The organism is Planococcus salinarum (assembly GCF_007004625.1).
GTDB lineage: Bacteria > Bacillota > Bacilli > Bacillales_A > Planococcaceae > Planococcus > Planococcus salinarum.
The window spans coordinates 1-26,500 of the sequence record NZ_VIFV01000036.1; the positions used below are offsets into that span (position 1 = coordinate 1).

Consider the following 26,500-nt stretch of genomic DNA (forward strand, 5'->3'; position numbering starts at 1 on the left):
CGGACTTCTCTTTCATTACGAATCCGGCAAGGCTTCGTAGATCCATTTCTCTTTCACTATAACACAGACGACCTGGTGAAAAAAAAGGAACCGCCAGGTTTTTTAAGCATGCTCATTTTCAGGGATAGCCAAGTTGCTTGGCGTGCAGGTGCGCGACTCCTGCGGATTAGTGAGTCGACCGAGACCCCGCAGCGAACGGAGTGAGCGAGGAGGCTTGGGCGTGAGCCCGCGGAAAGCGCGCACCGGAACAGAAAGCAACCGTTCCATCGCCTTATTTTATCAACTTTTGAGATAAAATATGAGAAAAATACTTGACTGCACATAAGAAAGCATCCGCCTAAAGCGTAATGATTATTGAGTCTTCAGTTTCTCGACAACCTTTTTTCATTTCCAGAAGATACTTGTTGCAGAACCTATGCAAGCCGTGGTATAATTTCAAATGGTGTTAAATACACACGCATTTGGATTTGTTCCGCTGGTGCCCTTACTGGGTAACGGTTCAAAGATGAAGAATGCGGAGGGAAAAAAATAACCTATCAGGAGGAAACACACATGTCAGTAATTTCTATGAAACAATTGCTTGAAGCTGGTGTACACTTTGGCCACCAGACTCGCCGTTGGAACCCGAAAATGAAAAAATACATTTTCGTCGAACGTAACGGTATCTACATCATCGACCTTCAAAAAACAGTCCGCAAATTGGAAGAAGCTTACAGCTTCATGAAACAAGTGGGCGAAGAAGGCGGCAAGGTACTTTTCGTTGGTACGAAAAAACAAGCCCAGGACGCGATCAAAGAAGAAGCAGAACGTTCAGGCAACTACTACATCAACCAACGTTGGTTGGGTGGAACACTTACTAACTTCGGTACAATCCAAAAACGTGTGAATCGTATGAAACAAATCGAGCGCATGGAAGAAGATGGAACATTTGATGTTCTACCGAAAAAAGAAGTTGTTCAATTGAATAAAGAGCACGCTCGTCTTGTGAAATTCCTTGGCGGTATCCGTGACATGAACGGTCTTCCGGATGTAATGTTCGTAGTTGACCCACGCAAAGAACGCATTGCAGTAGCAGAAGCTATGAAATTGAACATTCCAATCGTCGGTATCGTTGATACTAACTGTGATCCGGATGAAATCGATTACGTAATTCCTGCAAACGATGATGCAATCCGCGCAGTAAAACTTTTGACTGGTAAAATGGCCGATGCTTTGCTAGAGTCTAAACCAGAAGAAGAAGAAGAAACTCCAGCTGAAGCTGCAGAGTAATTCACAATGTAGTAAAGGTGATAAGCGGACAAACCCTCTTATCACCTTTTTTTGAGAAAACGTATATCCTAAGGAGGAATTTAATCATGGCAGTTACAGCTCAAATGGTAAAAGAATTACGTGGAAAAACTGGTGCAGGTATGATGGACTGCAAAAAAGCACTTGTAGAAACAAATGGTGACATGGAAGCGGCTTTGGATTTCCTGCGTGAAAAAGGCCTTTCAAGCGCTTCTAAAAAAGCAGACCGCATTGCTGCTGAAGGAACAACTTCAATCATGGTTGAAGGAAACGAAGCAGTAATCTATGAAGTAAACGCTGAAACTGATTTTGTTGCTAAAAACGAAGGTTTCCAGGCTCTTGTTAAAGAATTGGGCGAACATTTGTTGACAACAAAACCAGCTACTGTTGAAGAAGCGACTGCTTCTACAATGTCTAACGGCCTTACAGTTGCGGACCACATTTCAAATGCAATCGCGAAGATCGGTGAAAAAATCACTTTGCGCCGCTTTGAAATCCGCACAAAATCCGATGCAGATGCTTTTGGTCCATACCTTCATATGGGTGGCCGCATTTCAGTATTGGTATTGCTTGAAAACTCGACTGATTCAGATGCAGCACGCGACATCGCTATGCATATTGCAGCATTGAACCCGCAATATATTTCACGTGACGAAGTTTCAGCTGAAGAAGTGGAAAAAGAGCGTAAAGTATTGACGGAACAAGCACTAAACGAAGGCAAGCCTGAAAAAATCGTTGAAAAAATGGTTGAAGGACGCCTCGGCAAATATTTCGAAGACGTTTGCTTGCTTGACCAGGCTTTCGTTAAGAACTCAGACCAGAAAGTCCGTGATTTCGCAGCTTCAACTGGTGGGACAGTAAAAGAATTCATCCGCTATGAAGTTGGAGAAGGCATTGAAAAACGTGAAGATAACTTTGCTGATGAAGTTATGAGCCAGGTAAACAAAAAATAAAAACATTTTCATAGCACGACCTTGGGGAACACTGAAAGGTGTTCCCTATTTTTCAATAAATAGTTATAATGGAGGGTACCGATGAGTGTTCAGGAATATAAACGCATTGTATTAAAACTTAGTGGAGAAGCGATGGCAGGCGGACAAGGTTTCGGGTTATCTCCTGAGATCATTAAATCTGTAGCAGCCCAAGTAAAAGAAGTCGTTGAATTAGGCGTGGAAGTTGCCGTAGTCGTAGGCGGAGGCAACATCTGGAGAGGCAAGGTCGGCTCTGAAATGGGTATGGACCGTGCTACTGCTGATTATATGGGGATGCTTGCCACAGTCATGAATTCATTGGCCTTGCAGGATTCCCTTGAGAAGCAGGACGTTGAAACACGCGTACTTTCTTCTATTGAAATGCGTCAGGTCGCAGAGCCTTATATCCGGAGACGCGCAATGCGCCATCTTGAAAAGAAACGGGTCGTGATTTTTGCGGCAGGTACAGGTAATCCTTACTTCTCTACAGATACGACAGCGGCACTCCGTGCTGCTGAAATTGAAGCAGATGTGATTTTGATGGCGAAGAACAATGTGGATGGGGTTTATTCGGCAGATCCGAAGACCGACAGCACAGCCGTCAAATATGAAGAGTTATCTTATCTTGAAGTTATCCAACAAGGCCTGCAAGTAATGGATTCTACAGCTTCCACACTTTGCATGGACAATGACATCCCACTCGTAGTATTCTCTATTATGGAAAATGGAAATATAAAACGTGCTGTTCAGGGTGAAAAAATCGGAACAGTTGTGAGGAGAGAGATATAATGCCGAAATCTGTGATGAACGATACCACTGCAAAAATGACAAATGCACTCCAGGCTTATTCACGCGAGCTGGCATCCATTCGCGCCGGACGTGCAACCCCATCCATCCTTGACAGGTTGACAGTCGATTATTATGGTGCGCCGACTCCAATCAATCAAGTGGCGGGTGTATCTGTTCCTGAAGCACGCATGATCATGATTCAGCCTTACGATAAATCTGTCCTGGGCGACATCGAAAAAGCGATTCTGAAGTCGGATATAGGCTTGAATCCTTCTAATGATGGTTCAGTGATTCGACTTGCTGTACCTGCTTTGACTGAAGAGCGCCGCAAAGAACTTGTAAAAGATGTCAAAAAAGAAGCGGAAGTTGCCAAAGTCAATGTCCGCAATATCCGCCGTGATGCAAACGATGAGTTTAAAAAACTTCAGAAGAAAAGCGAAATCACGGAAGACGATTTGCGCAGCTATTCCGATGACGTTCAGAAGTTGACGGATACGAATATCGCGAAAATCGACGAAATGGCTAAAGATAAAGAAAAAGAGATAATGGAAGTATAAAAAGAAACTTCCTTCAAGTGAGGGCTTCATCCCTATTGAATGTTAGTCCATCCAATCCGGTTTTATGGTCAGTTGGTCGCCTGCTCGAAGAAGTGGGAGGCTTACAGAACAGATAAAAACAGGATAAATCGAACTTCATAAGCTTTGAAGCGTCCTGTATAGCAGGGCGCTTTTTCATGCCAAAAAAACGACATGGAGAAAGATAGGGCACACTAGCCGTTTTTTTGATATGATAAGCAATAGACATGCCGATTTGTAATAGGTGGAGGATTAGTTATGATAAATAAATTATTAAAAAGAAATACGGAAACTGTGATTGGTGATTTGGATCGCCTGTCGGTGCTCCGTGATGGAATTATTCCTTCACATATTGCCATTATTATGGATGGGAATGGCCGATGGGCAAAAAAACGGGCTCTACCACGTGTTGCAGGACACCACGAGGGAATGAAAACTGTCCGGAAAATCACCCGCTTGGCGAACGTCCTTGGTGTTGACGTATTGACTTTATATGCTTTTTCCACAGAAAATTGGAAACGGCCAAAAATGGAAGTGGACTTTTTAATGAGGCTTCCTGAAGAGTTTCTTTCGACATTTCTGCCGGAACTGGTGGCTGAAAATGTCAAAGTGGAGATGATGGGTGATCATACGAACCTCCCAGCACATACTTTGCGGGCCATCAGCAAGGCGAAGGAAGCCACAAAAGAAAATACAGGGCTGATTCTAAATTTTGCCTTAAATTATGGCAGCAGAGCGGAAATTGTGGATTCGGTGAAAGAGCTGGCAGCTCAAGTTGCTGCCGGAACCCTGGATCCCGAGGACATCACCGAAGATCACATCGCTTCCGGATTGATGACCAGTTCATTGCCGGAACCGGATTTATTGATACGCACCAGCGGAGAAGTGCGGTTGAGCAACTTCATGCTCTGGCAGCTGGCTTATACCGAATTTTGGTTCACTGATACATTGTGGCCGGACTTCAACGAAGATTCTTTGGTTGAGGCGATTGAGAACTACCAAAAGCGAAATCGCCGCTTTGGAGGATTGAAAGGGGAAGAAGCACAATGAAACAGCGTCTCATTACAGGAGCAATCGCCGTGGCATTTTTCATACCATTCGTAATTTTCGGCGGCACTCCCTTTACCATTCTTGTGTTGATCATGGGAACCATTGGTTTTCAGGAATTATTAAAAATGAAAGGCCGCACACTCTGGAGTGTTCCCGGCCTTATTTCCCTTTTGGCGTTATATGCGTTTATGGTGCCGAATGACTGGTCACTGGAAATTTTTCAATTGACCGGCTATACAAAAGTGGAATTTGCTTTTATTGCCGTAATTTTGCTGCTTATACATACTGTAGTTGTTAAAAATAGTTTTACATTTGATGATGCTGCCTTCGCGATGCTTGGGACGTTGTATGTCGGGATGGGTTTCCTGTACCTGATTGAAACACGCGAAGCGGGGCTTGCTTATCTGATTTATGCATTATTGGTCGTCTGGTTTACAGATTCGGGCGCATATTTTACGGGGCGGAAATTCGGCAAGCGAAAACTGTGGCCGGAAATTTCACCGAATAAAACCGTTGAAGGCTTTATCGGTGGCATCATTTATGCCATTGTTGCTGCCCTGGTTTTTGATTTTTTTGTCGACCTGGATTACCCCATTTATATCATCATCATCGTAACGGTTATCGCATCGGTGTTCGGGCAGATGGGGGATTTGGTCGAGTCCGCATTGAAAAGGCATTTTAACGTAAAAGATTCTGGGGAAATCCTCCCGGGGCATGGTGGCATTCTTGACCGCTTTGACAGTATCCTTTTCGTTATGCCTCTTCTGCATTTTTTACATTTCATCTAAGGAGGATATCCTGAATGGGCAAAAAAATAGTTTTACTCGGGGCTACGGGTTCCATCGGCGTACAAACGACAGATATTATCAGGGAGCATCCCGAAGAATTTTCCCTTGTCGGTTTTTCAGCCGGAAAAAATATGGAGCTGGCAAAAAAGATCATCAAGGAATTTGAACCGGAAATTGTTTGCATGCAGAACGAACAGGTTGCCCAGGCAATGAGCAGGGATTTTCCGCGCACAGCATTTGTTTTCGGCAGCAAGGGACTGATTGAAACGGCAGTTTATGACGCCGATGTTCTCGTCAATGCTGTAATAGGCAGTGTGGGTCTGGAACCGACGCTTGAAGCGGTCAAATTGGGACGCACAATTGCAATCGCCAATAAAGAGACTCTTGTAACTGCCGGCCACCTCGTCATGGAAAGTGCAAAACGGTACGGCTCCCAAATTCTTCCTGTCGACAGCGAGCATTCTGCACTGTTCCAAGCATTGCGGGGAGAAAAAATTGAACAGGCCACAAAACTGATCCTCACTGCCTCCGGTGGAAGTTTCAGGGATTCCAGCAGAGAACAGCTCAAAGAAGTTACCGTAAAGGAAGCTTTGAATCATCCGAATTGGTCAATGGGTGCAAAAATCACAATTGATTCAGCGACGATGGTGAATAAAGGCCTGGAAGTTATCGAAGCCAACGTACTTTTCAATTTCGGGTATGATGATATTGAAGTGCTGCTGCACAGGGAAAGCATCATCCATTCGATGGTGGAGTTCCAGGATACAAGCGTAATGGCCCAACTGGGCACACCGGACATGCGGGTCCCGATTCAATATGCGTTGACGTACCCTGACCGCCTGCCGCGTCCCGGCGCCAAACGCCTGAATCTCGCCGAAATCGGTAAATTGAATTTTCAGGAAATGGATTACGTCAGATTCCGTGCCTTGCAATTGGCATTTGATGCCGGTCGCACCGGCGGGACGATGACCACTGTGCTGAATGCGGCAAACGAACAGGCCGTCGCAATGTTTTTAAATGAAGAGATTAAGTTTCTGCAAATTGAAGAAATGATCGAACGCGCGATGAATGCGCATAATCCAATCTCGACTCCGGATTTGGAAACGATTCTTCACGTCGATTCCGAAACAAGAAAAGCAGTCCAAAACATGCTAGAATAGCTAAAGATTAAAACCGAAAAGGTTTATAAGGATGGGTTCAAATGGAAACAGTCATATCGTTTATCATAATTTTCGGCGCTTTAGTATTTTTCCATGAATTGGGCCATTTTCTTTTTGCGAAACGCGCCGGTATTCTGGTTCGGGAATTTGCAATCGGCATGGGTCCCAAAATTCTGGGCATTACAAAAGGGGAAACTCTTTATACAGTCCGGTTGCTGCCAATCGGCGGGTACGTTCGTATGGCCGGCGAAGAAATGGACAGAATCGTACTGCAGGCAGGCCACCGAATCGGTGTGTTGCTTGATGAAAAGGGTCTTGCACAAAAAATAATTTTAAATCAAAAAACGATGTACCAGGATATTATGTTCCTCGAAGTCGAAGAAGCAGATCTTGAAAAAGAACTGTATATCAAAGGATATGACGAAGAGGAAAAGTTTGTCCGGCTTGAAGTGGCCAGAGATGCTGTAGTGGAAGAAAACGGCAGGGAGACTGTTCTTGCTCCCCAGGACCGTCAATTCGATTCCAAAAGCATCGGTCACCGGTTTATGACAATTTTTGCAGGACCGCTGTTCAATTTCATACTTGCCTTCTTTATCTTTACAGCAATTGGCCTGCTTCAGGGAGTGCCGACTAACGAACCGGTCATTTCCGAAGTGACGGACGACAGTCCCGCACAGGAAGCAGGTATGGAAGCGGGCGACTTGATTACAGAAGTTGATGGCACTGCCATTGCGAGTTGGAATGACCTGGTGGAGTCCGTTCAGGATGAAGCCGGAACTCCGCTTGACTTTGTAGTCGAGCGCCAGGGTGAAACAGTGGAGTTTACCATTACGCCTGAATTAGTTGAACAACAGCAAGGAAATGTTGGGGTAATCGGTGTGCTTTACGAAAGTCCTCGGGAACAGGATTTCTTCGGTTCATTCGTATACGGGGCTGAAACGACAGTGTTCTGGTTCAAGGAAATATTCCGCTTGCTTGGAATGCTGGTTACAGGCCAATTTACAATTGATGCCTTATCGGGTCCGGTGGGCATTTACAAAACTACCGAAGAAGTTGCACAATACGGCATTTTCACATTGATGAGCTGGGCAGGAATGCTGAGTATCAATCTCGGCATCATGAATCTGCTCCCGCTGCCGGCACTTGACGGCGGCCGCCTCATGTTCTTCATTGTGGAAGCCTTGCGAGGAAAACCTGTCGATCGACAAAAAGAGGGTATGGTCCATTTTGTCGGCATCATGCTGCTCATGCTGCTGATGATCGTAGTCACCTGGAATGATATTCAGAAGTTCTTCTTTTAATAGAGAAAAGCGACAGCGAGAGATAGCCCAAACTTGTTTGGGCCTATCTCTTGCGACGAAGCAGCGCAGCGATGCAGGAGCATTTTTTACCGAAGAGCTGGGCCGCTGGAGTCTGGACAAGAGAAAAGCGACGGCGAGAGATAGCCCAAACTTGTTTGGGCCTACCTCTTGCGACGAAGCAGCGCACCGATGCAGAGACAGGAGCACGGGTTTTTGGCAAGCACAGCTGTTTTGCGGAATATCGGCTACTATTGATTTTTGAATTGAATTATTATAGAAGCAAACAGAAAAGCGTTGAAAATTTATCAGTCAGTTGAGGTGCATTTGGAATGAAACAGACATTAACTTTTATCCCTACATTACGTGAAACTCCTGCAGATGCAGAAGTAAGGTCCCATCAATTATTGCTCCGTGCAGGTTTTATCCGCCAGAATACGAGCGGCATCTATTCGTTCCTGCCGCTGGGCAAACGGGTGCTCGATAAAGTGGAAAGAATCATCCGCGAGGAAATGGAAGACGCAAACAGCGTGGAGGTATTCCTTCCGGCGATGCAGCAGGCGGAGCTTTGGCAGGAAACCGGACGCTGGTATTCATATGGAGATGAATTGATGAGATTGAAGGACCGCAATGGGCGGGAATTCGCTCTAGGCGCCACTCATGAAGAAGTGATCACGGATCTTTTGCGTGATGAAATCAAATCCTATAAAAAATTGCCGTTGAATCTTTTCCAGATCCAGTCAAAATTCCGTGATGAGAAACGACCGCGTTTCGGATTGCTGCGTGGCCGTGAATTCCTGATGAAGGATGCTTATTCATTCCACGCTACGACAGAAAGCCTTGATAAGACTTACGATGTCATGATGCAGGCCTATAAAAATATATTCACACGACTCGGTTTGGACTTCCGGATGGTAATTGCGGATTCCGGTGCTATCGGAGGAAAAGATAACCATGAATTCATGGTGCTTTCTGATATCGGGGAAGATACGATCGCTTATTCGGATTCTTCAACCTACGCGGCCAATATTGAAATGGCACAGGTTAATGTCGAATATGAAGTTCCTGAGGAAAAGCCTGAAGATATCGAAAAAATCGAAACACCAGCTGTCAAAACAATTGCACAAGTTGCAGAATTTTTCGGAACGGATGCAGAACATTGCATCAAGACCCTGGTCTTTAAAGCCGATGAGGAATTTGTTGTGGTGTTGTCCCGCGGTGACCACGACATCAATGATGTCAAAGTTAAACATGCGGCTGATGCGAAAGTGGTTGAAATGGCGACGCCGGAAGAAGTGAAACAATTGATCGGCTGTGAAATCGGTTCGATAGGTCCGGTTGCTTTGCCGGAAGGCCTCCGCGTTTTCGCTGACAATGCACTCAAAACGGTTGTCAATGGAATTGCCGGTGCCAATGAAGAAGGCCAGCACTATAAAAATGTGACACCTGGAAAAGATTTTCAAGTGGAGAAATATGCGGATCTTAGATTTATCAAAGAAGGAGACCCTTCGCCGGATGGCCAGGGGACAATCCAGTTTGCTGAAGGAATTGAAGTGGGGCATATCTTTAAACTGGGTACCAGATACAGTGAAGATATGAAAGCGACTATCCTGAATGACCAGGGGCGCGCTGTTCCTTACATCATGGGCTGTTATGGGATTGGGGTTTCCCGCGTTGTCGCAGCTGTAGCTGAACAATTCAATGATGACAACGGCTTTACCTGGCCGCAAGTGGCTGCACCTTACGATATCCACGTAGTGCCGGTCAATGTCAAAGATGATGTGCAGCGCGAAACCGCTGATGAAATCTACAAACTGCTCAAGTCAAATCGTTATGAAGTGCTGATTGATGACCGTAATGAACGTGCGGGTGTTAAATTTGCCGATGCCGATTTGATTGGCCTGCCAATTCGGTTGACCGTCGGTAAAAAAGCAGCTGAAGGAATTTTGGAAGTGAAAATTCGCAGCACAGGCGAGACGTTTGAGTGGAAACAGGAAGAATTGCTCGACCAATTGCAGCAGTTTTTTCAAAATTAAATTGTAAAATCTGATAGAATGAAAGGAAAGCACAAAGTGTGCTTTCCTTTCTTTTTCTTCTTTTCCTTTGGGTTTATTTTGAGGAAAAGTTGCCGAAAAACATCATTAGAACAGCCGGTTCGAACCGGTTTTATTAATATAAGAGCGAAGGGGATAGTTATGACAAACCAGCAAGATCCCAAGATGCGTTTAAAACTGCTTCTTCAGCATCTCGAGTTGACAGATGACGTACATATGCCTTATTTCGAAGAGGCTGAATTGACACGGATGACCGTCCATAAAAAAGAGCGGACGTGGCGTTTTACGATAAAACTGGCAAACGTTTTGCCTCTGAAATTATTTTTGCTGCTGAAAGAACAGCTCCATTCAACGTTTTCTCCCATTGCCTCGGTCCAGCTGACCATTGTAACAGAAGCCGACACCGCGGATGCCGATCTGGTCAATGATTATTGGCGTTACGCGGTAGATGAGCTGGCAGATATGGCACCGCCGCTGCGCGAACGCTTACTGAACCAGGCACCGCAGTGGAGCGGCAACAAGATGCTGCTGAATTGCGGGCATGAGCATGAAATGATGGCACTGAAGTCGAAATACACCGACAAACTCGCCGCTGTCTATCAGCAATTCGGATTTCCGCGCATCGGCATTGAGTTCCGGCTGGCTGAAGGGGATCAGCAGGCAGCTCATGAAGCATTTATGGCCGAACGGCTCGCCGAAGAAGAAGAGATGGCTCAAAAAGCATTAGCTGATATGAAAAAACGTGAAACTGACAGAAAAGAAAACGGTACTCCGGCCGGTCCATTCCAGATGGGAAGCAATATCAAACCGGACGAGCCGATTGCGGAGATCCAGTCAATTACGGATGAAGAACGCCGGATTACAGTGGAAGGCTTTGTTTTTGATGCAGAGGTGCGTGAACTCCGAAGCGGACGTTCGCTGCTTACTGTCAAAATCACAGATTATACGGACTCGATTCTGGTGAAAATGTTCTCCCGCGACAAAGACGATGCCGAATTGATGAAAAACATCCAAAAAGGCATGTGGCTGAAGGCGCGCGGTTCCATTCAGATGGATACGTTTGTCCGTGACCTGGTCATGATGGCACAGGATATGGTGGAAATAAAACCGCAGCTGCGTCAAGATACAGCGGCTGAAAAACGGGTAGAGCTGCATCTGCATACACCGATGAGCCAGATGGACGCCATTTCTTCAGTGGATTCATTGGTCGCTCAGGCAGCGAAATGGGGTCACCCGGCAATCGCCATCACCGACCATGCCGGTGTGCAATCGTTTCCGGACGCGTATACTGCCAGCAAAAAACATGGCATAAAAGCAATATTCGGCCTTGAGGCAAATCTGGTGGATGATGGAGTGCCAATCGCTTTTGAAGAGCGCCACGCGCTTCTCGAAGAAGAGACTTTCGTCGTGTTCGATTTGGAGACAACAGGCTTATCCGCTGTTTACGATACGATTATCGAACTGGCAGCCGTCAAAATCAAAGGCGGACAAATCATTGATAAATTCGAAAGCTTTGCGAATCCGCACCATCCATTGTCGGACACTACAACCAATTTAACGGGAATCACTGACGAGATGGTCAAAGATGCTCCTGAAGTGGAAGAAGTGATCCGCAATTACCACGAATGGGCTGGTGACCATATCATGGTTGCCCATAATGCGTCGTTTGATATGGGCTTTCTGTACGTTGCCTATAAGAAGTTCGGGATTGTTAAGAATCATTCGACCATTGATACACTGGAGCTTGCCCGGATGCTTCATCCGGAGTTGAAAAGTCACCGGTTGAACACACTGGCGAAAAAATTCGGCATCGAATTGACCCAGCATCACCGTGCCATCTACGATACAGAGGCAACTTCCTACCTGCTGACCCATCTGCTGAAAGAAGCGCACCAAAAAGGTATTCTGTATCATGATGAACTGAACAAATATGTGGGTGCAGGCGATGCCTACAAACGCGCCCGGCCGACTCATGTGACTTTATTGGCACAAAATGATGCCGGTTTGAAAAATCTCTTTAAACTTGTATCTGCCTCCCATATCAATTACTTCTATCGGGTACCGCGTATTCCAAGGTCTCTTCTCCAGAAACACCGGGAGGGGCTGCTTGTTGGATCCGGCTGTGATAAAGGCGAAGTATTCGAGGCCGTCATGCAAAAATCGATGGAAGAGGTTGAACGTACCGCACAGTTCTATGATTATCTGGAGGTTCATCCGAAAGAAGTTTACGCCCCGCTCATCGAACGGGAACTGATCCGCGATGAGTGGAACCTGGAAGACATTATCCGGAAACTGGTCAAGGTCAGCAAAAAGCTTGATATCCCTCTTGTAGCGACAGGGAATGTCCATTATCTGGATGAAAATGATGCCATCTACCGGCAGGTGCTGATCGGCTCTCAGGGTGGAGCAAATCCGCTGAACCGCTCGAAACTTCCCAAAGTACACTTTCGGACGACCGCAGACATGCTGGAAGCCTTCGACTTTTTGGGGGAAGAGACAGCAAAACGGATTGTTGTGGAAAATTCCAATAAAATCGCTGATATGATTGATACTGTCAAGCCGATCAAAGATGACCTTTACACGCCGAAAATCGAAGGCGCAGATGAGGAAGTACGCGAACTAAGCTATAATATGGCTCGAAATATTTACGGAGATCAGCTTCCGGAAATCGTGGAAGCCCGTATTGAGAAAGAATTAAAATCGATCATCGGACACGGTTTTGCGGTTATTTACCTGATTTCCCATAAACTTGTCAAAAAATCCTTGGATGACGGCTACCTTGTTGGTTCCCGTGGTTCTGTAGGTTCCTCACTGGTTGCGACCCTGACGGAAATAACGGAAGTCAACCCGCTGCCGCCGCATTACATTTGTACACAATGCCAGAAATCGGAATTCTTTGATGATGGCTCGGTGGGCTCCGGGTTTGACCTGGAAGACAAAAATTGTCCGGATTGCCATGTTCCTTATAAAAAAGAAGGGCAGGATATCCCATTTGAAACCTTCCTTGGTTTCAAAGGAGATAAAGTTCCCGATATCGATTTGAACTTCAGTGGCGAGTATCAGGCGAAAGCCCATAATTACACGAAGGAACTTTTCGGTGAAGATAATGTTTTCCGCGCCGGAACAATCGGAACCGTGGCCGAGAAGACGGCATACGGCTATGTCCGGGGCTATGCGAATGATCGCGACATGACAATTCGCGGTGCTGAAATCGACCGTCTCGTACAAGGCTGCACCGGCGTAAAGCGGAGCACGGGCCAGCATCCGGGCGGTATTATCGTCGTACCGGACTATATGGATATTTATGATTTTTCTCCCATCCAGTTCCCTGCTGATGCACAGGATTCGGAGTGGAAGACGACGCATTTTGATTTCCATTCGATTCACGATAATTTATTGAAGCTCGATATTCTGGGCCACGATGATCCAACAGTCATACGGATGCTCCAGGACTTATCGGGAATCGATCCGAAAACGATCCCGACCGACGATCCGGAAACCATGAAAATCTTCTCCGGTACGGAGTCATTGGGCGTTACGGAAGAGCAAATCGGATGTAAAACGGCCACATACGGCATTCCGGAATTTGGAACGCGCTTCGTCCGTCAGATGCTTGAAGAAACGAAGCCGACGACCTTTTCGGAATTGGTGCAGATTTCCGGGCTTTCTCACGGAACCGATGTCTGGTTGAGCAATGCCCAGGAATTGATCAAAAATGGCACGTGCCAGCTGTCGGATGTAATCGGCTGCCGGGATGACATCATGGTTTACCTGATTTATCAGGGACTCGAATCATCGATGGCATTTAAGATTATGGAAGCGGTCCGTAAGGGGAAAGGTTTGACCCCGGAATTTGAAGCTGCCATGAAAGAGGAAGGTGTACCGAACTGGTATATCGAATCATGCAAGAAGATCAAATATATGTTCCCGAAAGCACACGCCGCTGCCTATGTATTAATGGCCGTGCGTATCGCATATTTCAAAGTGCATTTCCCGGTTCTGTACTACGCGGCTTACTTTACGGTGCGTGCAGAAGACTTCGATGTCAACGCGATGGCAAAAGGTTCAAGCGCCATCCGTGCACTGATCGCTGAAATAAATGCCAAGGGCCTTGAAGCCTCGACCAAAGAGAAGAATTTGCTGACTGTAATGGAATTGGCGCTTGAAATGACCGAGCGCGGCTTTTCTTTCCAGAAAGTCGATCTTTACAAATCGGAAGCGGATGAATTCATCATCGACGGCACAACGCTGATTCCGCCGTTCAATGCGATACCGGGACTCGGCACAAATGCTGCCAAATCAATCGTTGCAGCCCGGCAGCAAGGGACTTTCCTGTCGAAAGAAGACCTTCAGCAGCGGGGCCGTGTTTCAAAAACGATCATCGAATACATGGATGATCATGGTTGTCTGGAAGGAATGCCTGATGCTAACCAGTTGTCGCTGTTCTAGTCAGTTGCACTGCTATGCCAATCATGGTATTATTGTAGTAACATTTACTGATAGCTCTGTCGCAGAAGAGTGGGTTCTCCCGCTCTTTTCTGTTTGTAATGGCATAAAATTGGCGGGAGGCATGTATGAGCAAAATAACAGAACAAATCGAAAAAATCGCGCAGCCCATCACCGATGAGCTGAACCTGGAACTGGTGGATGTGGAATTTGTAAAAGAAGGACGCAGCTGGTTCCTGCGTGTCTATGTAGACAATCCGGAAGCACCGATCGACATCGAACAATGTGCCTCAGTCAGCGAACGGCTGAGTGAAATTTTGGATGAACTCGATCCGATCGAACAGAATTATTTCCTTGAAGTGTCTTCACCAGGGGCAGAACGCCCTTTGAAAAAAGAAAAAGATTTTGAAAAGGCTATCGGTAAATTCATTTACATCAAAACCTATGAACCGATTCTGGATGCCAAGGAATTTGAAGGCCATCTGCAGTCTTATAACGAAGAAGAAGTCCAAATTGAAGTCAAAATCAAAACCCGCAGAAAAACGATCGTTATACCGAGACCAAAAATAGCTGTAATCCGGCTTGCAATTGATTTTTCAGCTAAACCTGATTGATGAACCTAGGAGTGAATAATTAATGGCGAAGAGCAAAAGTAAAAATACCAGCAAAAGCAACAGCGGTGAATTGCTGGAAGCGTTGAATGTATTGGAAAAACAAAAAGGGATTTCAAGAGAAGTGTTGATCGAAGCGATTGAAGCTGCTTTAGTGACAGCATATAAACGCAATTTCAACCAAGCCCAAAATGTGCGTGTGGATTTGAACTTGGATACGGGTTCCATGCTCGTATATTCCCGTAAAGATGTAGTAGAGGAAGTTGAAGACGACCGTCTGCATATTTCCCTAGAAGATGCACATGCGATCAATCCTGCATATGAGCTCGACGATGTGGTGGAACAGGAAGTTACACCGCGTGATTTCGGACGCATTGCTGCACAAACTGCCAAACAAGTAGTCACCCAGCGTGTCCGTGAAGCAGAACGAGGTCTTGTTTTTGAAGAGTTCGTCGATCGTGCTGATGATATTGTCAACGGAATTGTCGAACGCATGGATGCACGGAATCTTTATGTTGGTCTTGGCAAAGTGGAAGCGGTTCTGCCGCAGACTGAGCAGATGCCGAATGAGTCGTATCAGCCCCATGACCGGATCAAGGTCTATATTACGAAGGTCGAACGCACAACACGCGGTCCACAGGTTTTCGTATCAAGAACACATCCGGGCCTTTTGCGCCGTCTGTTTGAAACGGAAGTTCCTGAAATCTATGATGGCATTGTTGAAATCAAGTCGATCGCCCGCGAAGCAGGCGACCGGTCTAAGATTTCTGTAATGGCTCACCGTGAAGATATCGATCCGGTTGGTTCATGTGTAGGTGCCAAAGGTGCACGTGTCCAAACCATCGTTAATGAACTCAGCGGAGAAAAGATTGACATCGTCGAATGGTCCGAGGAGCCGGTGGTATTTGTTGCAAATGCACTCAGCCCATCAAAAGTGCTTGATGTCCAAGTGAACGAAGATGAAAAATCAACCACTGTGGTGGTACCTGATTATCAATTGTCACTGGCAATCGGCAAGCGTGGTCAAAACGCCCGTTTGGCAGCCAAATTGACAGGATGGAAAATCGATATCAAAAGTGAGACGGATGCACGCGAAATGGGTATTTACCCGAATCCCGATGCTGACATCGAACTGACGGAATCCGGCGAAGAAGCGGATGACTTCGATTTTTACGAGGAAAAAGAATAAGAAAGATAAGGTGATGTCCGTTGGCTCTGCAAAAGAAAATTCCACTTCGAAAGTGTGTAGCTACAGGCGAGATGCATCCTAAAAAAGAAATGATCCGCATTGTCCGGTCAAAAGAAGGCGAAGTCAGTGTCGATCTTACCGGCAAAAAATCAGGGCGCGGAGCCTATGTTTCCAAATCGGAGGCGGCGATAGCAGCTGCCAAAAAGAAAAAGGTGCTTGATAACCAACTGGAAGTCAAAGTGCCTGCGGAAATTTACGAAGAGTTGCGCCGCGTCGTGTTAAGAGAGCAGTTGAAGTAATATGGATACAAAACAACAAATCCTTCAAATTCTGGGTCTCGCTACAAGAGCAAGAATGACGATTACCGGAGAAGGAATGACCGTTAACGAAGTGAGAAATGGCAATGCAAAACTTGTTTTGGTTGCCGAAGATGCTTCAGAAAATACCAGTAAAAAACTGCACGATAAATGCAGCTATTATAAAGTCGACATCCAAACTTTCGGAACTCGTTTCGAAATTGGACATGCAGTCGGCAAAGAAGAGCGCGTAGTTATGGCGATCACTGATGCAGGATTCGCTAAAAAACTGAAGAGCTTGTTCGATGAAAATAACCGGGGGTGAGCAGATGACCAAAATTCGAGTACATGAATATGCGAAAAAAGTAGATAAGCCAAGTAAAGAGATTATCCAACAATTAACAAAAATGGATATCTCTGTGACGAACCATATGTCAACATTAGAGGATAATGCTGTTTCGAAACTGGACGGCATTTATAAGAAATCTTCATCAGCTTCAACAACACCAGCTCCAGCCAAACCACAGAACCAGGGGCAATCCCGTCCGCAGGGACAGGGATCACGTCCGGCAGGCCAAAGCCAGTCTCGTCCACAAGGCGGACAAAGCGGCACACGTCCATCCGGGCAGGGGCAATCCCGTCCAGCAGGGCAAGGCCAAAACCGTCCGGGTCAAGGGCAGTCCCGGCCGGCTGCAGCACCAAGCCAAGGGCAATCCCGTTCTCAGGGCAATGGCCAGAGACCTGCCGCTCCAGCTAAATCAGGCTCAAACTTCACGCCAAAAGCGGCGAAACCGACTGCAGGACCTGGGCAGCGCAACTCCAAACGACCGAGCGGAGGACAAAACCGCAACCGCAAAGGCAAACAGCAGCGACCGGTAAACCCGTTGCCGCCTATGCCTAAAAGGGAAAAGGAATTGCCGGCTAAAATCACTTTCACTGAGTCATTGACCGTGGGCGAATTGGCGAAAAAATTAGGCCGTGAACCTTCAGAAATCATTAAAAAATTGTTCATGCTTGGAGTAATGGCTACCATTAACCAGGAATTGGATAAAGATGCAATCGAATTGATCTGTGCGGAATACGAAGTGGAAGTGGAAGAAGAAATCCTAGTGGATAAAACCGACCTTGAAGTTTATTTCGAGCCGGAAGACGAAAGCTTGAATGAAGAACGTCCACCGGTCGTGACCATTATGGGCCACGTCGATCATGGTAAAACAACTTTGCTCGATTCAATCCGCAACACGAAAGTTACAGCCGGAGAGGCTGGCGGGATTACACAACACATCGGCGCATATCAGGTTGATGAGGACGGCAAGAAAATCACTTTCCTTGATACTCCTGGCCACGCTGCCTTTACTACTATGCGTGCCCGTGGAGCAAAAGTTACGGATCTTGCGATTATTGTTGTAGCAGCGGATGATGGTGTAATGCCACAAACAGTCGAAGCGATCAACCATGCCAAGGCTGCAGAAGTGCCAATCATCATTGCTGTTAACAAAATGGATAAGCCAAGTGCCAATCCGGACCGCGTAATGCAGGAATTGACCGAGCACGGACTGGTTCCTGAAGCATGGGGTGGCGATACGATTTTTGTTCCGCTTTCGGCATTAAAAGGTGAAGGAATCGATACGCTGCTTGAAATGATTTTGCTTGTTTCAGAAGTAGGCGAATTGAAAGCAAATCCTGCCAGACGTGCTATCGGTACAGTAATCGAAGCTGAACTGGATAAAGGTCGCGGTTCTGTTGCAACCCTTCTTGTTCAGGATGGTACATTGAATGTCGGTGATCCGATTGTTGTCGGCAATACATTTGGCCGTGTCAGAGCGATGGTTTCCGATACCGGACGCCGCGTCAAAGAAGCTGGTCCATCCATGCCCGTAGAAATTACAGGTTTGAATGATGTGCCACAGGCAGGCGACCGCTTCGTAGTCTTTGAAGATGAAAGAACGGCTCGTTCAGTTGGCGAAAGCCGTGCAACATCTGCATTGCAGGTTCAACGTTCTGAAAAAACCCGCGTAACGCTTGATAACCTTTTTGATCAATTGAAAAAGGGCGAAATGAAAGAATTGAATTTAATTGTCAAAGCGGATGTGCAAGGTGCAGTTGAAGCGATGGCATCTTCCCTTCTTAAAATCGATGTGGAAGGCGTTAACGTCAATATCATCCATACCGGTGCAGGTGCCATTACAGAATCGGATATCTCCCTTGCAGCGGCTTCAAATGCCATTGTTATTGGATTCAACGTCCGTCCGGATGCAAACGCAAAACGTGCAGCCGATGCAGAAGGCGTGGATATCAGATTACACCGCATCATCTATAAAGTGATAGAAGAAATCGAATTTGCCATGAAGGGCTTGCTTGATCCTGAATTTGAGGAGAAGATCATTGGCCAGGCAGAAGTCCGCAGCACTTTCAAAGTATCGAAAGTCGGAACGATTGCCGGCAGTTATGTGACGGAAGGCAAAATCACCCGTGACAGCGGCGTCCGTGTAATCCGTGATGGAATTGTCATTTTTGAAGGCGAAATGGATACTTTGAAACGCTTCAAAGATGATGCCAAAGAAGTGGCAAAAGGGTACGAATGCGGTATCACCATCAAAAAATTCAATGACGTCCAAGAAGGCGACATTATTGAAGCTTATGTAATGGAAGAAATCGAACGAAAATGATCCTTTACATGGAATGCGAATTTTTCATACCGACGGCGCATTCATTAAAGGATAAAAGGGCCGTGCTGAAAAGCATGCTGACCCGCTCGAAACAAAAGTTCAATATTTCCGCTGCGGAAATTGATCACCAGAACGTATGGCAGCGTTCACGCCTTGCATTTGTCACTGTCTCTTCTTCAAAAGAGATGGCTGAAAAAGAAATGGCACAGGTGCTGTATTTTCTGGAGAGCAATCCGTCGTGGGAATGTATTGAACATCATCAAGAATATCTGTAAGAACGAGGTGTATAAGCAATGACAATGCGCTCTAATCGTGTAGGCGAACAAATGAAAAAAGAGCTCAGCGAGATTATCAGCCGCAAGCTGAAGGATCCACGAATCGGATTTGTCACGGTGACTGATGTTGAAGTTACCGGAGATCTCCAACAGGCGACGGTTTATATCAGCGTACTAGGCAGCGATGCTGAAAAAGAGCAGACTTTGCTCGGCTTATCGAAATCCAAAGGGTTTATCCGTTCAGAGATCGGACAGCGGATACGGTTGCGCAAAACTCCTGAATTATCATTTGAAATTGATTCTTCAGTAGCATACGGTAACCGCATCGACAGTCTACTGCGGGACATCAAAGAACCAAATGACGAAAATTAACATCAAGCCTGCTGTCTAGTTCTTAGATTGCAGGCTTTTTTACATATTAATGTAGATGAACAAAAGCTCTCATAACCGATATTCCGCAAAACAGCTTGCTTGCGGGTCCACAGGATGTGGGTCATGCAGTCGGCGCGACAGGACGTCGCGACGCCGGCTGCCGGGGGCTTGTTAGTTTTCTCAAAACCGGTGCTCCTGTCTCTGCATCGCTTCGCTGCTTCGTCGCAAAGCGTCGGCCGAACTACCTTCGGCCAACACTTCGCTGTTTTGCTCCATATCTAAGAGACTTTCTCTGCCGAAGCTAATCTCCAAGCGCCGGTGCGGCTCAGAACTGGCCGGAGCAATAAGACGAGTGATTTTCTCGGCTTATTGTGGGAGGCATGTCCAAAGCGCCGAAGCGGAATATAGAATTACTTAAAAGGGGGTTGAAAGGGATGGATATTAACGGAATCCTACCTTTGTGGAAAGAGAAAGGCATGACTTCCCACGATTGCGTTTTTAAATTGCGGAAAATATTGAAGACAAAAAAAGTCGGCCATACTGGAACGCTGGACCCGGCAGTGGACGGCGTCCTGCCCATATGCATCGGAAATACTACTAAGGTGGCGGAATACATCACTGATCAGGGGAAGACTTATGAAGCGGAAGTGGCTATCGGATTTTCAACCGAGACGGAAGACGCCACCGGAGAAATGGTGGAGCGCAATCCGGACGAAAAGAAAATTACACGAAGTCAATTGCTCTCTGCACTGGAAGGTCTGACTGGGGAAATCACACAGATTCCTCCCATGTATTCGGCTGTGAAAGTGAATGGCAAGAAATTATATGAATACGCCAGAGCAGGGATAGCTGTAGAGCGTCCTGTAAGGAAAGCCCAAATCGATTCCATCGAATTACTGGACAGTGCCGAGGAATGGACGGGAGTCGATATCCATTTCCGAATCCGTATAAAATGCGGCAAAGGGACTTATATCCGGACACTTGCTGTCCAGATTGGTGAAGCGCTCGGTTACCCGGCGCATATGTCGGAATTGACCCGCACCCAGTCCGGAAAATTCAAAAAAGAAGATTGCTTTACACTTGCCGAAGTCGAAGAAATTGCTCAAAATGAAAAGATCGAAGGAATTTTGAAGCCGCTCGCTTACGCTTTGAGCGCTTTCCCCTCAGTGGAAGTCGAGCCCGCAGCTTTTTTTGCAATGAAAAATGGGCAGGTGATGGATATGCACCCGTTGCTGGAAATGAACACCCTGCTGGTGTTTACCACAAACGGAAATCCATTTGCGCTATACAAGAAGCATCCGGAAAAACCAGGCAAGATGAAACCGGAAAAAATGTTCGGTCTACCGACAGAAGACGAGGTGTAAATATGAAAATTTTCCATTTAAACTATCCCAATCATATGAAACCGGAAGAACAAACGGGACCCTTATCGATGGCACTTGGCTTTTTCGATGGGGTTCACAAAGGCCATCAGAAGGTAATCGGAGAAGCAATGGAAAAAGCACGCCAATTGGATGCGAAATCAGCCGTGATGACTTTTGATCCGCATCCGTCTCTCGTACTCGGGGGCAGAAAAGAAGAAATGTTTTACATCACACCCCTTCAGCAGAAGGTGGACATTTTAAAAGAAATGGGCGTCGATGTATGTTTCATCGTGCGCTTTACCTCCAATTTTGCGCAGTTGCAGCCTGAGGAATTTATCAGCCACTTTATCGAAGGGCTTGGCGTGGTTCACGTCAGCGCTGGATTCGATTTTTCTTTCGGATCGAAAGGGCAGGGGAATATGGGATTGATGAGGAGCTGCAGCAACGGCCGGTTTGGAGTCAGTGTTATCGGCAAGCAGGAAGATGGACAACAGAAAATCAGTTCCACCCGAATTCGTGAGCACTTGAAATCCGGAGAAGTTGAAGAGGTATGCCGTTTGTCAGGACGACCATTCAAAATTTCCGGCACTGTAGTAAATGGGGACAAAAGAGGCCGCACCATCGGATTCCCGACAGCCAATGTGGAACCGGATCTTGGTACTTTTGTGCCGGCAAGAGGCGTCTATGCTGTTCGCCTTCATGTGCAGGATGAAATGTATGATGGTGTTTGCAATGTGGGCTACAAACCCACCTTTAACGACCCGGACCAAAAGAAATTGGTAATCGAAGTCCATATTTTCGATTTCGATAAAGACATTTACGGTGAACGCGTTACCGTCGATTGGTACAAACGGATCCGCGACGAAGAGAAATTTCCAGGCATCGATGAACTGAAAACGCAGATTGAAAGGGATAAAGAAGAAGCCATCGAGTTTTTTTCTATTTAAGTTGAACCACACAATCAGTTTTGATCCTGCTTCGGCGCTGATGAGACTCTCTAAAGATATGCTGCAAAACAGCGAAGAGTCGGCCGAAGGTAGTTCGGCCGACTCTTTGCGACGAAGCAGCGCAGCGATGCAACGCACTATCATGTCCCCGAAGCCAGCGAAAGCGATGCAGGGACAGAGACAGGAGCACGATTCTTTGCAAGTGACCTGTTTTGCGGAATATCAGCTGCTACTATTTGTTGAATTTGTATAAAAGATGATTGGTGTGGCATCCGGTTGATTTTCAAATTGCCGTGTGCTATTATTTATGAGTACTGAATGTACCAACCGTTGCTTGGCAAATCGAATCACCAACGTTTGCTCGGTAATTGGGGCTATCAGAAATAAGGAGGTGGAAACAGTATGGCAATCACTCAAGAACGTAAAAATGAATTGATCAATGAATACAAAGTGCATGACACAGATACTGGGTCTGCAGATATTCAAATCGCCATTCTTACAGAAGACATCAACAACCTGAATGAGCACTTACGTACTCACAAAAAAGATCACCATTCACGCCGTGGTCTATTCAAAATGGTTGGACGCCGTCGTAACTTGTTGAAATACCTTCGTGAAAACGACGTAGCTCGTTACCGCGAACTAATCGCAAGACTTGGCCTTCGCCGATAATAGCAATCAGTAAAAGCGGGATTCGTCCCGCTTTTTCTTTATGGAAAAATTTTCAGCATACAACAGCACAGCGAATGCTTTTTTTGATACACTACTAGTAATGGATACATAAAATTGTATATACATTGGAAGAGAGAGGAGCTTGATTATGGAGCAAACTAAAAAGGTTTACAAATTTGATTGGGCCGGCCGGGAATTACAGGTCGAAGTCGGCCAATTGGCAAAACAGGCAAACGGAGCAGCATTAATCCGTTATGGAGATACAGCAGTCCTATCCACATCAACAGCTTCAAAAACACCCAAGCCATTGGACTTCTTTCCGTTGACAGTCAACTACGAAGAACGTCTCTATGCGGTGGGTAAAATACCAGGAGGCTTTATTAAGCGTGAAGGGCGCCCTTCCGAGAAAGCGACTTTGACCAGCCGGCTGATCGACCGTCCGCTACGTCCGCTTTTCCCTGATGGCTTCCGTAACGAAGTGCAGGTCATTTCAATGGTTATGTCTGTCGATCAGGATTGCCCTTCAGAAATGGCTGCAATGTTCGGGTCTTCTTTGTCATTGATGATTTCCGACATTCCATTTGACGGACCGATTGCCGGTGTCATCGTCGGCTTGATCGATGGTGAATACATCATTAACCCGACAAACGATCAACTTGAGAAAAGTTCGATCAATCTGATCGTGGCTGGTACGAAGGATGCCATCAATATGGTGGAAGCCGGAGCAAAAGAAGTTTCGGAAGAAATCATTTTGGAAGCGATCATGTTCGGCCATGAGGAAATCAAAAAGTTGATCGCCTTCCAGGAAGAGATTGCAGCAGAAGTCGGAAAAGAAAAGACTGAAATCCAGTTATATGAATTGGACGCTGAACTTTCTGCAACGATCAAAAACTCAGTGGAAGCGGAATTGAATGCGGCTGTTCAGATCAACGAAAAACTGGCGCGCAACGAAGCAATCGATGAAGTGAAAAAACGTGTCTTGGAACAATACGAGGAATCTGACGCCGACGTTAAAAAACAGGCTGGCCAGATTTTGGATAAAATGGTGAAAGAAGAAGTTCGCCGCTTGATCACGGATGAGAAAATCCGTCCGGACGGCCGTGGCCCTTCTGAAATCCGTGCCCTGTCTTCTGAAGTCGGCTTGCTGGCCCGTACTCACGGTTCAGGATTATTTACGCGTGGCCAAACACAGGCAATGAGCATTTGTACGCTTGGTGCGCTGGGCGATGTACAGATTATTGACGGCCTTGGAATCGAAGATACCAAACGCTTTATGCATCATTACAATTTCCCGTTATTCTCAGTGGGCGAAACCGGATTCCTGCGTGGACCCGGACGCCGGGAAATCGGACATGGCGCGCTTGGTGAACGGGCGTTGGAAGCTGTTATTCCAAACGAAAAAGAATTTCCCTACACAATCCGCCTTGTAGCTGAAGTATTGGAGTCCAATGGTTCGACTTCACAGGCGAGTATCTGTGCTTCAACGCTCGCGATGATGGATGCGGGTGTGCCTTTGAAAGCACCAGTAGCCGGCATTGCGATGGGACTTGTGAAAAAAGGTGACAACTATACAGTTCTGTCGGATATTCAGGGAATGGAAGATTACCTGGGCGATATGGACTTTAAAGTTGCCGGCACGGCTGATGGCATCACTGCCCTGCAGATGGATATCAAAATTGATGGCCTGTCACGCTCAATTCTTGAAGAGGCACTGGCTCAGGCGAAAATCGGACGCATTCACATTCTTGAATCGATGCTTGCGACGATTTCCGGACCACGGGAGCAATTGTCCAAATTTGCGCCGAAGATCATCATGGTCAAAATCAATCCTGATAAAATCCGTGATGTTATCGGGCCTGGCGGAAAAGTGATCAACAAGATCATCGATGAAACCGGAGTCAAAATTGATACAGAGCAGGACGGAACCATTTTCATATCTTCGGTTGATGAAGAAATGAACGCCAAAGCGAAAGCGATGATTGAAAATATCGTCCGCGAAGCGAAGGTTGGAGAATATTACGATGGAAAAGTCAGACGCATTGAAAAATTCGGTGCATTCGTCGAATTATTCCCAGGTAAAGATGGACTTCTCCATATTTCTGAAATCCAGGAAGAGCGGACCAAGGAAGTGGAAGATGTTTTGAAAATGGATCAGGTTGTGAAAGTGAAGGTCGTAGAAATTGACCGTCAGGGACGCGTTAATCTTTCCCGCAAGATAGTACTCAAAGAAGAAAAAGAAAAGGCTGAATAAGCTGGTCAGGAAAAAAAGAAATTGCCAACGAAAGTTGGCAATTTTTTCTTATTGGAGGGGATTTTAAATGGCAGAAACTTATATTTGTGACAACGGATTACGAATCGTTTCAGAACAAATCCCGCACTTCCGCTCAGTGGCGGTCGGAATATTCATCAAAGTGGGATCACGGGACGAAGAACCACAGGAAAACGGCATCACCCATTTTATTGAACACATGCTGTTCAAAGGAACGCCCACACGCTCAGCAAAAGACATTGCACGGGAGTTTGACCGGATCGGCGGCGATATTAATGCTTATACATCCAAGGAGTATACCTGTTATTACGCAAAAGTGGTTGACGATCATGCAGGCCACGCAGTTAACATAATGGCGGATATGTTTTTTAATTCCGCCATGGAACCGGTTGAAATTGAACGCGAACGCCAAGTTGTCCTTGAAGAAATCAGCATGACTGAAGATATGCCGGATGACGATGTGCATGAGCAGCTGTGGCGCGTCATGTATCCGGAACATTCGATCGGGGCACCGATCCTTGGCCTTGAAGAGACGCTGGCAACATTCGATGCCGACAAAATCAGGGAATTCATGGGCCGTTTTTACATTCCTTCTAATACTGTCGTTTCCGTGGCGGGGAATATTACACCGGAACTGATTCGCCAAATCGAGGAGCTTTTCGGAAGCTATGCTAAGGATGACCGTAACAGCCCTTACATGGAACCGAAATTTGCGTCCGGCAGTTCATTGAAATATAAGGACATTGAACAGGGCCATCTTTGCTATGGCTATCCCGGCCTCTCCATAAACGACCCCCATCTTTACGATATGGCCGTGATGAACAACATTCTTGGGGGAACGATGTCCTCCCGGCTGTTCCAGGAAATCAGGGAAGAACGGGGACTTGCCTATTCGATTTATTCATATCACTCAGCCTATTCCGATCACGGTACATTAGCCATTTATGGCGGAACGTCGAACGAACAACTGCCGGAACTGCAGGAAAAGATTTTGGCGTCGATCCACAAGATGCGCACTGGTGGACTGACACAGCTTGAAGTTGATGATTCGAAAGAACAGTTCAGAGGGAATCTGTTGCTCGGAATGGAGAGCACAAGTTCACGCATGAGCCGCAATGGTAAACACGAGTTGCTGCTGGGGAGACACATTGCCTTTGATGAAGTTCTGAAAAAAATTGATCAAGTGTCAATGGAAGGAGTCCAATACACATTGGAGCTGCTAAAAACGGCTCCAGCTCAATCCGTTATCCGTGCAAAAGAAGCATCCTCAGAAAGTTGAGGATGCTTTTTGGGTGTGCCCGGCATGGGCGTAATCTATAGGGTGCGAGTCCCGAACTGTGAAGGCAGAAGTAACAGTTAGCCAAGCGCAAGGGTGTCTACGGCGACGTGGAATCTGAAGGAAGCGGGCGGCAAACCTC

The 26,500-nt window shown here is 46.3% G+C and carries 23 protein-coding genes; all 23 read left to right on the forward strand.

Translation table 11 applies throughout. From position 1 onward, the window contains the following. Positions 1–204: hypothetical protein (locus DIJ65_RS16415; protein ID WP_221930624.1), on the forward strand; the 204-nt coding region annotated here is incomplete at its 5' end. Between the two features lie 348 nt (positions 205–552). Then, the gene (gene rpsB / locus DIJ65_RS14730; protein ID WP_117303478.1) at positions 553–1,269 is read left to right on the forward strand and encodes a 30S ribosomal protein S2; all 717 of its coding nucleotides are present in this window, start codon (positions 553–555) and stop codon (positions 1,267–1,269) included. Positions 1,270–1,355: 86 nt separating this feature from the next. Continuing rightward, positions 1,356–2,240 (forward strand): translation elongation factor Ts, encoded by an 885-nt coding sequence (gene tsf / locus DIJ65_RS14735; protein ID WP_117303480.1) that lies wholly within the window; start codon positions 1,356–1,358, stop codon positions 2,238–2,240. A gap of 81 nt (positions 2,241–2,321) precedes the next feature. Then, entirely contained in the window at positions 2,322–3,047 is a 726-nt protein-coding gene (gene pyrH / locus DIJ65_RS14740; RefSeq protein ID WP_117303482.1) for a UMP kinase, read from the forward strand. Continuing rightward, positions 3,047–3,604 (forward strand): ribosome recycling factor, encoded by a 558-nt coding sequence (gene frr / locus DIJ65_RS14745; RefSeq protein ID WP_117303484.1) that lies wholly within the window; start codon positions 3,047–3,049, stop codon positions 3,602–3,604. The genes pyrH and frr overlap by 1 nt, the downstream gene beginning before the upstream one ends. Positions 3,605–3,880: 276 nt before the next feature. Continuing rightward, complete coding sequence (locus tag DIJ65_RS14750; protein WP_117303486.1) at positions 3,881–4,672, forward strand: isoprenyl transferase; 792 nt, start codon at positions 3,881–3,883, stop codon at positions 4,670–4,672. Further along, positions 4,669–5,460, forward strand: coding sequence for a phosphatidate cytidylyltransferase (locus tag DIJ65_RS14755; protein WP_117303488.1), 792 nt, complete (start codon positions 4,669–4,671; stop codon positions 5,458–5,460). Before DIJ65_RS14750 ends, DIJ65_RS14755 begins: the two co-directional genes overlap by 4 nt. Positions 5,461–5,474: 14 nt before the next feature. Next, positions 5,475–6,620 (forward strand): 1-deoxy-D-xylulose-5-phosphate reductoisomerase, encoded by a 1,146-nt coding sequence (dxr, locus tag DIJ65_RS14760; protein WP_117303490.1) that lies wholly within the window; start codon positions 5,475–5,477, stop codon positions 6,618–6,620. Between the two features lie 41 nt (positions 6,621–6,661). Then, the gene (rseP, locus tag DIJ65_RS14765) at positions 6,662–7,921 is read left to right on the forward strand and encodes an RIP metalloprotease RseP (RefSeq protein WP_117303492.1); all 1,260 of its coding nucleotides are present in this window, start codon (positions 6,662–6,664) and stop codon (positions 7,919–7,921) included. A gap of 329 nt (positions 7,922–8,250) precedes the next feature. Then, the gene (locus DIJ65_RS14770) at positions 8,251–9,954 is read left to right on the forward strand and encodes a proline--tRNA ligase (RefSeq protein ID WP_117303494.1); all 1,704 of its coding nucleotides are present in this window, start codon (positions 8,251–8,253) and stop codon (positions 9,952–9,954) included. Between the two features lie 159 nt (positions 9,955–10,113). Then, positions 10,114–14,421, forward strand: a complete 4,308-nt coding sequence (locus DIJ65_RS14775) for a PolC-type DNA polymerase III (protein ID WP_117303496.1) — start codon at positions 10,114–10,116, stop codon at positions 14,419–14,421. Positions 14,422–14,546: 125 nt separating this feature from the next. After that, entirely contained in the window at positions 14,547–15,032 is a 486-nt protein-coding gene (rimP, locus tag DIJ65_RS14780; RefSeq protein WP_117303498.1) for a ribosome maturation factor RimP, read from the forward strand. 22 nt (positions 15,033–15,054) lie between these two features. Then, positions 15,055–16,218 carry a transcription termination factor NusA gene (gene nusA, locus DIJ65_RS14785; RefSeq protein WP_117303500.1) on the forward strand — a complete coding sequence of 388 codons (1,164 nt, stop codon included), beginning with the start codon at positions 15,055–15,057 and terminating at the stop codon, positions 16,216–16,218. Between the two features lie 20 nt (positions 16,219–16,238). Further along, positions 16,239–16,517 carry an RNase P modulator RnpM gene (gene rnpM, locus DIJ65_RS14790; protein WP_117303502.1) on the forward strand — a complete coding sequence of 93 codons (279 nt, stop codon included), beginning with the start codon at positions 16,239–16,241 and terminating at the stop codon, positions 16,515–16,517. 1 nt (position 16,518) lies between these two features. Then, positions 16,519–16,839 (forward strand): YlxQ family RNA-binding protein, encoded by a 321-nt coding sequence (locus DIJ65_RS14795; protein ID WP_117303504.1) that lies wholly within the window; start codon positions 16,519–16,521, stop codon positions 16,837–16,839. Between the two features lie 4 nt (positions 16,840–16,843). Then, positions 16,844–19,183: a translation initiation factor IF-2 gene (infB, locus tag DIJ65_RS14800; RefSeq protein ID WP_117303520.1), complete on the forward strand. Its 2,340-nt coding sequence runs from the start codon at positions 16,844–16,846 to the stop codon at positions 19,181–19,183. Continuing rightward, on the forward strand, positions 19,180–19,458 hold the full coding sequence (locus DIJ65_RS14805; protein WP_117303506.1) for a DUF503 domain-containing protein: 279 nt from the start codon (positions 19,180–19,182) through the stop codon (positions 19,456–19,458). Before infB ends, DIJ65_RS14805 begins: the two co-directional genes overlap by 4 nt. Positions 19,459–19,476: 18 nt before the next feature. Then, on the forward strand, positions 19,477–19,830 hold the full coding sequence (gene rbfA / locus DIJ65_RS14810; protein WP_117303508.1) for a 30S ribosome-binding factor RbfA: 354 nt from the start codon (positions 19,477–19,479) through the stop codon (positions 19,828–19,830). A gap of 434 nt (positions 19,831–20,264) precedes the next feature. Beyond that, complete coding sequence (truB, locus tag DIJ65_RS14815) at positions 20,265–21,194, forward strand: tRNA pseudouridine(55) synthase TruB (RefSeq protein ID WP_117303510.1); 930 nt, start codon at positions 20,265–20,267, stop codon at positions 21,192–21,194. Between the two features lie 2 nt (positions 21,195–21,196). Next, positions 21,197–22,141 (forward strand): bifunctional riboflavin kinase/FAD synthetase, encoded by a 945-nt coding sequence (locus DIJ65_RS14820; protein ID WP_117303512.1) that lies wholly within the window; start codon positions 21,197–21,199, stop codon positions 22,139–22,141. Between the two features lie 402 nt (positions 22,142–22,543). After that, complete coding sequence (rpsO, locus tag DIJ65_RS14825; protein ID WP_117303515.1) at positions 22,544–22,813, forward strand: 30S ribosomal protein S15; 270 nt, start codon at positions 22,544–22,546, stop codon at positions 22,811–22,813. A 148-nt stretch (positions 22,814–22,961) separates the two neighbouring features. After that, positions 22,962–25,064, forward strand: coding sequence for a polyribonucleotide nucleotidyltransferase (gene pnp, locus DIJ65_RS14830; protein ID WP_117303517.1), 2,103 nt, complete (start codon positions 22,962–22,964; stop codon positions 25,062–25,064). A gap of 67 nt (positions 25,065–25,131) precedes the next feature. Further along, positions 25,132–26,361, forward strand: a complete 1,230-nt coding sequence (locus DIJ65_RS14835; RefSeq protein WP_117303519.1) for a M16 family metallopeptidase — start codon at positions 25,132–25,134, stop codon at positions 26,359–26,361. Positions 26,362–26,500: the final 139 nt, after the last annotated feature.